Genomic DNA, 10,832 nt, shown 5'->3' on the forward strand with positions numbered 1-10,832 from the left:
GCTTCCCAATCCGGCTTTTTAAAGGTGTAATCTTTCAATACCGCTCGAGAATGTCTCACTTGAGTGCGTTTGAGAAATTGTCCTACCGTCTGTTCTTGTAGTTGGGCGGTTTTATTCGGGTTATAAGAGTAAGCAAGGGGAGAAGATAAGGTCTCGGCATTATCACTAAAAACAAGCGTTTCAATGCCCTCTTTCTCTTCAAAATAATAGAATATTCCTTCTTCTGCGGTGAGGCGTTGGATAAAATCAAAATCTGTTTCCTGCCATTGCACACAGAACTCCCTTACTGGATGGGAATCTGTAAACGCAAAGGCATAATGGGCAATGCCGTGCTCATTCAAAAGTGCGCTTAAAATCTGTTGCAGATTTTTTTGTTGGAAAATACGCGCATTACGTCGTAAGCCGGTGCGCCACAGAGCCGGACGAATCTCCAAAAAATAGTGCGTTTGTTCAAACCCACTGTCACCTTGGGTAAAACTTGAGACGATGCCTGAGATAACCCGTTCCGCTTTTCCCGATTGCCAAACGGTAAACTTTACCTTTTGGTCAAGCACCTGAGAAGCCTCTATCGCCTCAAGGGGACTGCTCAATTGAACTGTTAAACAATAGGGCTCGCTGTAATGCTCACGTAACTCAAAGGACACCACTGAAAAGGTGGACGGCGGGAGAGTCACTGTTTCTAAGGTGAACTGTAAGCCTGTCGGGGATGAGATTCCTAACAGTCCTGAAACCGCGCCGAGAACATTACCCGAACTGAGTTGACCGGCTAATTGGCTGCCTTTGGAGAGGGTGTATTGGCTTAGATTTAGGACTTTTTCTGCGTTACCCGCTACCGTTTTAATATCCGATAAAGGTTTACTAAGCTTTTCCGCCCCTATCAACTCAACCAAATCTGAGACACCCTCAATCACATCCTTTGTGGAAGAAACACCCTTTAAAGCATCTTTAGGTAATGAGGTCATAAGTTATCCCTAAAAATCTTAATATTCAAATGTCTACATTATAGCCACAAAGGTAAGTACTTTAAAGCGTTCTTGGAGCACCTTATCATGATGGAAAAATAGTGATTTAATCCCACCTCTTTATCAGAATATTGGTTTTGTAGGCGGGACGGTTGGTGTATTTTATCTCTGAATTTTGTTTGTGCATTCAGCTTACTCCACCTCGTATAACTTCCATATCAACAGAATTTTCTCTCCTCATCTGTTAGCTCCCTCAACATCTCAATTTGGCCATTATTATTAACACCCCGGTGGAAATTTGAGTAATTTGGACCATTCATTATAACGATAGGCAAAATCAACTTCATCGGTTAGGAGCTTTATCTCCCAAATTGGGTTGATAGGGAGACCGATGAAGTAGGTTATTTTTTGCATCAATTAGTTAAACGTAAAACCATTTTCTTTAGCTTTTTCTAGCCAGTACTTTGCTTTTTCTAAGTCTTGTGGAGTATCAATTGAACCATTTGAATATATTTGAGATAACGCAAACATTGCAACCACTATATTATTTTCATTTGCAGCCTTTTGAAGCCATTTAATTGCTTCTTCTTCATTTCTTTTTACATAACGCCCATTAAATAACCAATTAGCAAGATTATTCTGAGCTAATCCATGTCCCATTTCTGCTGCCTTTTTATAGTACTCAAAAGCCTGTTTATCATCTTGCTGTACTATAGAATTTCCTTCTGAAAATAATGTCGCTAAAAGAAAATAAGCCTGTGCTTCATTTTGTGCAATAGATTTATTTAACCAATACAATGCTTGCTCTTTATCTGAAATAGTTCCAATTCCTTTTGCATAATAAAATCCTAAATTTGCTTGAGCAAGAGAACCGCCAGCTTCAGCACCTTTTTTTATCCATTTAAAAGACTGAGTATTATCTCCTAGTTCTTTATAATAAAAGCCTAAGTTATTCATTCCCATTACATCCCCAAGCCCAGCCGCTTCTTTTGCTAACTTGATAGCTGTATTAATATCTTTTTCTACACCCAAACCATAAAAATAACTATTAGCTAAATTAATTTTGGTAATAGGTAACTGGTTATCAACTAATAACGCTTGATTAAAATAATCTATTGCTTTTTTAAAATCTCTATCTGTGCCAATTCCATTTTGGTAATATACTCCGAGATTATTTAAACCAATTGGATTGTTTTCTTTTGCAGCCTGCTCAGCCCAATAAAATGCTTTATCGTAGTTTTTTTCAACTACTACACCATTTTTATAAAACCAACTTAAATTAGCTTTTGACTTGGTAAAACCTAGTTCTGCAGACCTATTAAACCAATAAAAAGATTTTTCAAGATCAACTTTTGTACCGATACCATCTCGATAAATAACCGCTAAATTATACTGGCTAAACAGATCATCTTTAGTGGCACAATAGCTTAGATCTTGAATATCTTTAGTAACTAATGTTTTACATTCAGGAACTTTAGATAAACTGTGATTTGAAAAAAATAATGCTAGTACTGAAAATAACTCAATAGTGACCATGAAATAAAATTTTCTCATATTTTCTTCCTACTTACATATAGTAGCTTGAACACACTGCTTAAGGCTAACCCCTAGTTTAGCTCCTACTGCAGGACCAAAAGATGTTATAACACTACCATCTCCACCTAAATACCTACTATTTACGCACATTGATCCTCCAACTCCACCAGCGGCACTCCCTGAGACATCAATGCAGCTTGGAAATGATAGCCCTGTACTTGTGGATGCATTTGTGTATGCAATTCTATTTGATACTTGAGCCCCTCCATCAATACCAACGCTTCCACACATAGTAACATAACTACATTTGCTTATTTTTCCATCTTTATCTCGTGATGTTGCCAATCCGCCTGTAAAATCAAGTCCAGCACCTGCCACAGCAGCTCCAGAAACTTCATTAGCAAGTGTATAAGGTTTATTTTTTACGCTATCTTTTATTTTTGGAAAAATATTAGCTTCAGCTTGTTGAGCTAAATAGTCCCCATGAGCTTTCACTGCTAAATTATTTAACTGTTCATGAGTAAATCCAAATGGATTAGAGGTCAATCCCAAAGGGTCTATATAATTTACAGCGTTGTAGGAAAATAAATATAAATGACTTCCCCCAGCCAACCCTATCGGATCTAACTGGGTAAACCGTCCCACATCAGGCTCATAATAACGGAAGAAATTATAATGCAAACCTGTTTCTTGGTCTTCATATTGGTTTTGTAGGCGGAACGGTTGGTGTATATCATCTCTGAATTTTGTTTGTGCCTTCAGCTTACCCCACCCAGCATAACTGCCATACCAACAGACTTTTCCTTCCTCGTCCGTTAGCTCTCTCGGTATCCCAATTTGATCATTATGGTAATAATAACACCCGGTCGGTTTTTCGTTATCTTTTGCAAATTCCAGTTGTGCCAGTGGCTCATAGCTATTTGGGTGACTGTAAATATAGCTGAAAGTGCGGTCAGTTTTATGCTCGATTTCCTGCACTAAGTGTGAGCCGTCCCAGATAAATTCAATTTGGCTGTCCGCTAAAATCTTGCCATTTTCTAACCTCACTTTTGATGTTCGTCTGCCTAGAACATCGTATTGATATTGCCATTCCTCTTTCATTTGATTTGGCTTTTGGATGATGGCTTTGATAAGTTGGTCTTTCACATTGTAGCGGTACATCTGTATTTCCCCATTCGCCAATCTTCGTTCACTTAAATTGCCAAATTCATCATAGCGATAATGATTGCCCTGATATTCCGTGAGTTGGTTGTTTTCAATTCGTTGTGTTTCTTTCTCAATAAGGTTATGTGCCGGGTCAAAAGCAAAGCGTTCTTGCCCTGCAAGCTGTATTTGACCCAATTTGTCATAACGATAAGGTGTTTTCCCTGTACGTAAATCTTCGCTTTCAGTCAGGTTGCCTACCCGGTCGTATTGGTAATTTCTTCGGATAATTTCGCCGCTGGTTACGGCACTTTTTGAGGCACTTTCGAGTGTTGCCAACTGCTGTGTTAATCTGCCCACCGGGTCACGGTTAAACAGGCTGGTTAAATTCCCCTGCGTTCGGCTTATTTCTCTGTGGAGCTTATCTCGGCTAAATTCGGTGATAAGTTGGTCGTTATATTTGATGGCAGATAAATGACCACTGCCGTAATAGTGATAGTTTATTGCCGACTGATTCGGCAACAGGGTTTTAAGCCTATTGCCGTTTTTATCATACTGATACCCTATCACTTGGCTATTAGCAAAGCCTGAGTCGTTCATTTGCCATTGACGTTGTTCGGTTAATCGACCGACCTTATCATAACTAAACGAAAGCGTATTTTGACCATCTGTCAGTTGGGTGAGGCGGTTTAATCCATCATATTGGTAATGGGTTTGGCTCATTTCACCACTTGTTCGCACCCTTTGACTGACTTGACGTCCGAGTTCATCGTGTTCGAACTCGGTAAATCGCAGCACTTGTGTAGGATTGCTTGGGCTAAGCTCTTGTTTTTCAATCAGCGCGCCCAGCTTATTGTAATGGTATGTCGTTTTGCGATTATCAAACCCCACTTCGGCAATCAAGCGGTTCATCGCATCATATTGAAATTGGTAAGTCGCTTGGTTTTCATTGGTGAGCCGGACAAGCCGTCTGGCTTTATCATAGTCATAACGGAAACGATGATTTAACGCATTTTTGCGTTCCATCAGTAAATCATCCAAGCTATAACGGTAGGTAGTTCGATTGCCTTTGCCATCAATATAAGCTTGTAGTCTCCCGGCTTGGTCATATTCAAACTGTTCTGTGCTACCGTCTACATAATTACGAACATCACTATTTCAGCGTTATGCCCTGTTCTTTAGCTTTATTAAACCAATATTGTGCTTTTTCTTCATTTTTCGGGATACTCTCTGCCCCCTCAGTATAAATTTGGTAAAGCATATTTATTGAATAAATATTCTCAGCGTCTGCGGCTTTCTCATACCATTTTATCGCTTCCTTTTCATTTTTTTGAATGTATCGTCCTGTTAAATACCAATTTCCTAAATTATGCTGCGCCTGAGGACTATTTAGCTCTGCTGCTTTTTGATAAAGTTCAAAGGCTTTTTTTTCATCTTTAGGATATACGATTGTTCCATCTGCATAATAATTTCCCAACTTCATATAGGCTTGTGGATTATCTCTTTCAATCGCTTTATTTATCCAAAATAACGATTTATCTAAATTTGCTACTTTCGGCTCTGTAGCATATACATAGCTTAAATTTTCTAATGCCTGAGGTTGATATAGTTCAGCTGCTTTTTTATACCAATTGATTTCTTCTGTTTGATTTCCAATAAAGCCATAGTATAAGCCTAGATTTACCATTGCGAGATCATAGCCAAATTGGTTGGTATCTAAAGCCGCCTCTCTTGTCAAAGCTATTGCTTTTTCTATATCTTGAGGAACGCCAACTCCCCAAAAATACATTGATCCCAGACCAATTTTAGCAAATGAATATCCCTTTTTTATAGCCTTCTGATAATAAAAAACACTTTTTTCAAAGTCTTTCGGAACAGCATATCCGTGCAAATAGTAGCTGCCTAGATTACTCAATGCTAAACTAGAACCTTTTTTAACCGCATTTTCTGTCATCTCAACCGCTTTTTTTAAATCTTTTTTAACAATATCACCACTCTCATAAAATTGAGCTAATACGGCTTCCGCATCAATATTTCCTAATTTCTGAGAATTGACTATTAAGCAATATGCTTCAAGCTGTTTTTCAGCTGAAAAATATTTACTTCGATATTCCAACCCTAACTTAAAGCTATCTTCTTTAGAATTATTAAACTGATATTTATTAATAATATTTTCACATTTGATATCATCTGCATAAATAGTGTTAGAAAACAAAAGTACTAACAAAAAATACTTATTCATATTTACTCCTCTAAAAATTAGTACATTTTGAAAATTGAATACACTGTTTAGTATTTATCCCACTTTTAGCACCTACAGATGGGCCAAAATAGCCACTTTTTCCAGAACCATCAGTACAAAGAGAGCCTGATATACCACCTCCAATAGCACCCGATGCACCAACACACATAGAATGAGAAACGCCTGATTTCGTCTCTGCATCAGAAATCACCCCTTGAAGAGATAAATTCCCTCCACCTCCTATTTCAACTCCATCACATTTTGAAGCATAAGCACATATATTAATTGCATTTGAGTGTTTATTTTTGGTCGCCATAATCCCAACCGCCCCATTTACTTTTTTAACAAGGGTTATATCTGCATTTGTTTCAATACCAATACTTCCTTCACTTTCATAATAAGCTTTTTGGGTTATTCTTTGAACAACCTGATCTGCTCTAGCTTTTTCTGCTAAACCTGCCAAATAATTAGGTGAGCCAAATGGACAATTAGGTGCCAATCCTAAAGGATCTATATAATTTATAGCGTTGTAGGAAAATAAATATAAATGACTTCCCCCAGCCAACCATATCGGATCTAACTGGGTAAACCGTCCCACATCAGGCTCATAATAACGGAAGAAATTATAATGCAAACCTGTTTCTTGGTCTTCATATTGGTTTTGTAGGCGGAACGGTTGGTGTATTTCATCTCTGAATTTTGTTTGTGCCTTCAGCTTACCCCACCCAGCATAACTGCCATACCAACAGACTTTTCCTTCCTCGTCGGTGAGTTCTCTCGGCACACCAATTTGGTCATTATGATAATAATAACACCCGGTCGGTTTTTCGTTATCTCTTGCAAATTCCAGTTGTGCCAGTGGCTCATAGCTATTTGGGTGGCTGTAAATATAGCTGAAAGTCCGGTCAGTTTTATGCTCAATTTCCTGCACTAAATGCGAGCCGTCCCAGATAAATTCAATTTGGCTGTCCGCTAAAATCTTGCCATTTTCTAACCTCACTTTTGATGTTCGTCTGCCTAGAACATCGTATTGATATTGCCATTCCTCTTTCATTTGATTTGGCTTTTGGATGATGGCTTTGATAAGTTGGTCTTTCACATTGTAGCGGTACGTTTGTATTTCCCCATTCGCCAATCTCCGTTCACTTAAATTGCCAAATTCATCATAGCGATAATAATTGCCTTGATATTCCGTGACTTGGTTGTTTTCAATCCGTTGTGTTTCTTTCTCAATAAGGTTATGTGCCGGGTCAAAAGCAAAGCGTTCTTGCCCTGCAAGCTGTATTTGACCCAACTTGTCATAACGATAAGGTGTTTTCCCTGTGCGTAAATCTTCGCTTTCAGTCAGATTGCCTACCCGGTCGTATTGGTAATTTCTTCGGATAATTTCGCCGCTTGTTACGGCACTTTTTGAGGTACTTTCGAGTGTTACCAACTGCTGTGTTAATCTGCCCACCGGGTCACGGTTAAACAGGCTGGTTAAATTCCCCTGCGTTCGGCTGATTTCTCTGTGGAGCTTATCTCGGCTAAATTCGGTGATAAGTTGGTCGTTATATTTGATGGCAGATAAATGACCACTGCCGTAATAGTGATAGTTTATTGCCGATTGATTTGGCAACAGGGTTTTAAGCCGATTGCCGTTTTTATCATACTGATACCCTATCACTTGGCTATTAGCAAAGCCTGAGTCGTTCATTTGCCATTGACGTTGTTCGGTTAATCGACCGACCTTATCATAACTAAACGACAGCGTATTTTGACCATCTGTCAGTTGGGTGAGGCGGTTTAATCCATCATATTAGTAATGGGTTTGGCTCATTTCACTGCTTGTTTTCACCCTTTAGCTCACTCAACGCCCAAAAGCCATTTTTCTTAAATCATTAATATCTATAATTTTCGGTTCGGCTAATTGTGCCAAAATATCCATTTGAATAAATAAATCGACTTTTTTCACATTTTTAAATATCTTTTCACCACCTATAAATAAAGGCGGTACAAAGGTAAACATTTCATTTTCTTTTAAAGGACCATAAGCTTGAACGCACTCTTTAAACAAATCAGCTGAAAGATGCTCAACTTTCGCTCCTGTAAACACGCTTTCTGCAGCTTTATTTGCATAACCTGCCTCCAACAATGGATTAATATTTTCTTGAAACACCCATCCATTTAACGGATCAATTTCATATTTATCCCCATATTCTGGTTGCCAAACAACTAGCTCCCCCCAACCAGAGCGAGCTAACACATAACAATTCTCCGCCTGCTCTTCGGGAAGCCAGGTTTTTAATATATCCTGATACTCCTCAGGATTCACCGCCCAATACAACCCATCCATCACACTAAAAAAGCCATATTTTTTCCAATAACCGATAAACCATTCAGGCAAAATACCTGTGTATTTTTCAATTAATTCGGCATCTACAGGTTCACTATAGGTAATTTCTCCAAATTTCTTAAAAAAATAATCAATTTCATCCACAGTACGATAATCCATTTTTTTACCCCTATTATTTACAACGGTTTAATTCCACATTCATTTTGGCATGCTCACCATATTTAGCCATCATTTCTTTAGCATAATCATCCATTTCATCCAAACGCCCGTTTTTTCGCCATTGGCTACCAATAGAACGATTGATACTGGCATCGCCCAAACGCATGACCTTATCCTTTCCTCCCGCAATCATATCAGGGCTATGAAGTGCATCTAACTGCTGCATAATCTTTTTACTTTCATTTTTAGCTTGAATCTCTGCTTCATTTAAGGATAAACCACTCTTTCGGTAACTACCTTCTAGTGATTTTTCTATCTTTTTCTGGTAATTTTCCCTTGCCTGCTGCTGTGCTTGCCCGCCTATGCGTCCATATTTTTCATAAATATCCCTTCCATCTAAATATTCCTTTGCACTTAATTGATTGATTCCATTTTGCTGATCTTTTAGCTGTCGATAATACTCTTTTTCAAATTTATGAATATCTTTTCCCTCAGACTTTGCCTTTTTTAATAAGCTATTGCTTGGTTGGAAACAGCGTATTGTCCGTCTTTCTGCTCTGGTTACATTTGGCGAGTGGCGAGATGTAGTGATATCTTCTTTTCGATTAAATTTAACATTCTGCTGTACTTTCAAGCCGCTTTGTTCTAATTCATCAGCGGTTTTTAATAAAATCACTTTAACTTCACCAATGCCTGCTGCCAATGGTTGTGGTGATTTTCCCAATAAATTTTCCGACAGGAGCAATGTTTTTTGCAAAAATTGTTTAATATCTTCAGGAAGAGGATAATCAAGCCATCCCCTAATTTTTAGATTAACCTCTCGCCAAAAATTAGTTATTTTTGAGCTATTTAATTGCCTTGCTTGCTCTCTAAATTGATCGGCAATATCTTTTAATATCTTATTAATTTGATTAGTTGAGATAATTCTGATGACTTTTTCATCTTGTAAAAATTCAACGATAGGTTCTAATGATGATTGCACTGCTTTTTCAATATTTTGACTACCATAACGCCTAATATTTATCATCACAATACGCCCCATCGCTTTTATACTATCACCTAAAAAAGGGATGAATCCTGAGAGGATCAAAATAAGCATTATCCATTTTTCTTGTTCACTATTTTCATTTTCCTCATCATAAAACGCATAAATACAAGCAATTAAATCCCTTATATCTAATATTATGTTTAAAATAGGGACAAGCCCCAACGCCGCATCTGCAACAATTTGACTAGTCGTTTGATTTGGATTCCAATTTCCAAGCAATGTACCCCATACCCAGTCAACTGTACCATAAAGAGTATTACCAATCCCCTCAACGCCTGATTTATAGGCTGTTTCTAATTCTTCATAAACTTCATTTAAAAATTTATTTGCGGACTCAATAAAAGAATCAAACCACATTTTTAATATTTTCCTTTTTGGAGAAAAAATGCTTTAAATAAGCAGATACATCTTCTCTTTTAGGTATTATTTCATTATGAATCTCAATATCGATAATTTCACTAGCAGGATTTTCAATATAACAAACTCCTTGGCTATCTAATTTCCCTTTATATTGTTCCCCATTCTCGAAATACACCGTATAACTTAAGTTTTTTAATGGTTTTTTGTAGCTATCAAAATATTGAAATGCTAACCATTTTGAATTTTCCGATAAAGCAGAAATTAATTCACTAATATCAACATTTTCATTCCCACAATTTATTTTGACAGGTTGTCCATTAATAATGATTTTCTTTGCTAAGATGGTGATTTCTCCATCTTGGGTTAAGGTAATTTTCCCACCTGCCGTTTCAAAAATAATGTTGCCTTCTGCAGAAGAAAGTAAGGTATCTAAATGAGAAAAATGCTGATAGTCGCCTTTCACATATTCAATTTTATTTTGACCAATCTTTTGCGTTTCTATCCCACCCACTGTTTTTTGTCTATTTTGATGCACTTCAATGTGTTGGTCTTCACCAATTTTTTCACGGTGACAGTTGCCTACTTGGGTGGTTTTGTCATTGAGCACCACTGTATTCATATCTCGCTGAGCGTGTAAGTTGAGTTGTTCCTGACCCGGTGCATCCTCAAACAACAACTCATTATACCCCTCCCCCTTATACGTCTTAGAGCGAAATGCCATCTGCGTTTTACTTTGGGGCAATTTTCCTGGCGGGACATTTGTCGCGTGATACGTCCTACCCGTGATTATCGGTTGGTCCGGGTCGCCATCTAAAAAATCAACCAACACCTCCTGGCCCACACGCGGTATCGCCAGTACCCCCCAACCTTGTCCTGCCCACGGTTGCGTCACTCGTATCCAGCACGAGCTATGGTCGTCGTATTTCCCTTCCCTATCCCAAAAAAATTGCACCCGGATTCGGCCTACGTTGTCCGTAAATATCTCCTCTCCCTTCGGTCCAACCACTTGGGCAATTTGAGGTCCGTCCACCTTTGGCTTTGTCCGCT

The 10,832-nt window shown here is 38.2% G+C and carries 8 protein-coding genes and 2 pseudogenes; all 10 read right to left on the reverse strand.

Going from position 1 to position 10,832, the window contains the following annotated elements:
• Positions 1–962 (reverse strand): type VI secretion system tip protein TssI/VgrG (gene tssI, locus E4T92_RS10815; RefSeq protein ID WP_135094836.1); only part of this gene is annotated, 962 nt, incomplete at its 3' end.
• 417 nt (positions 963–1,379) lie between these two features.
• Entirely contained in the window at positions 1,380–2,516 is a 1,137-nt protein-coding gene (locus E4T92_RS10825) for an SEL1-like repeat protein (protein ID WP_135094838.1), read from the reverse strand.
• 9 nt (positions 2,517–2,525) lie between these two features.
• Positions 2,526–4,667 (reverse strand): RHS repeat-associated core domain-containing protein, encoded by a 2,142-nt coding sequence (locus E4T92_RS10830; protein ID WP_245232459.1) that lies wholly within the window; start codon positions 4,665–4,667, stop codon positions 2,526–2,528.
• Positions 4,641–4,739, reverse strand: a pseudogene (locus E4T92_RS11345) (hypothetical protein); the annotation flags it as partial. The pseudogene E4T92_RS11345 and the gene E4T92_RS10830, both read right to left, overlap by 27 nt.
• A gap of 55 nt (positions 4,740–4,794) precedes the next feature.
• The gene (locus tag E4T92_RS10835; RefSeq protein WP_135094842.1) at positions 4,795–5,883 is read right to left on the reverse strand and encodes a tetratricopeptide repeat protein; all 1,089 of its coding nucleotides are present in this window, start codon (positions 5,881–5,883) and stop codon (positions 4,795–4,797) included.
• Positions 5,884–5,893: 10 nt separating this feature from the next.
• Positions 5,894–7,579, reverse strand: coding sequence for an RHS repeat-associated core domain-containing protein (locus E4T92_RS10840; protein WP_228063604.1), 1,686 nt, complete (start codon positions 7,577–7,579; stop codon positions 5,894–5,896).
• A gap of 21 nt (positions 7,580–7,600) precedes the next feature.
• Positions 7,601–7,669: pseudogene (locus E4T92_RS11375) on the reverse strand (hypothetical protein); the annotation flags it as partial.
• 63 nt (positions 7,670–7,732) lie between these two features.
• Positions 7,733–8,377 (reverse strand): GAD-like domain-containing protein, encoded by a 645-nt coding sequence (locus E4T92_RS11305; protein WP_077417926.1) that lies wholly within the window; start codon positions 8,375–8,377, stop codon positions 7,733–7,735.
• 13 nt (positions 8,378–8,390) lie between these two features.
• Positions 8,391–9,782: a polymorphic toxin type 15 domain-containing protein gene (locus E4T92_RS10850; RefSeq protein ID WP_135094844.1), complete on the reverse strand. Its 1,392-nt coding sequence runs from the start codon at positions 9,780–9,782 to the stop codon at positions 8,391–8,393.
• Positions 9,772–10,832, reverse strand: a 1,061-nt coding sequence (gene tssI / locus E4T92_RS10855; protein ID WP_135094846.1) for a type VI secretion system tip protein TssI/VgrG, incomplete at its 5' end; no start/stop codon positions are given. The genes tssI (E4T92_RS10855) and E4T92_RS10850, both read right to left, overlap by 11 nt.

The organism is Pasteurella sp. WM03, assembly GCF_004570945.1.
GTDB lineage: Bacteria > Pseudomonadota > Gammaproteobacteria > Enterobacterales > Pasteurellaceae > Rodentibacter.

Bases quoted from the DNA above. Each gene is read 5' to 3' on its own strand.
- E4T92_RS11305 (WP_077417926.1), bottom strand. From the start codon at position 8,377: ATGGATTATCGTACTGTGGATGAAATTGATTATTTTTTTAAGAAATTT.
- E4T92_RS10850 (WP_135094844.1), bottom strand. From the start codon at position 9,782: ATGTGGTTTGATTCTTTTATTGAGTCCGCAAATAAATTTTTAAATGAA.
- E4T92_RS10825 (WP_135094838.1), bottom strand. From the start codon at position 2,516: ATGAGAAAATTTTATTTCATGGTCACTATTGAGTTATTTTCAGTACTA.
- E4T92_RS10835 (WP_135094842.1), bottom strand. From the start codon at position 5,883: ATGAATAAGTATTTTTTGTTAGTACTTTTGTTTTCTAACACTATTTAT.
- E4T92_RS10830 (WP_245232459.1), bottom strand. From the start codon at position 4,667: ATGGAACGCAAAAATGCGTTAAATCATCGTTTCCGTTATGACTATGAT.
- E4T92_RS10840 (WP_228063604.1), bottom strand. From the start codon at position 7,579: ATGAACGACTCAGGCTTTGCTAATAGCCAAGTGATAGGGTATCAGTAT.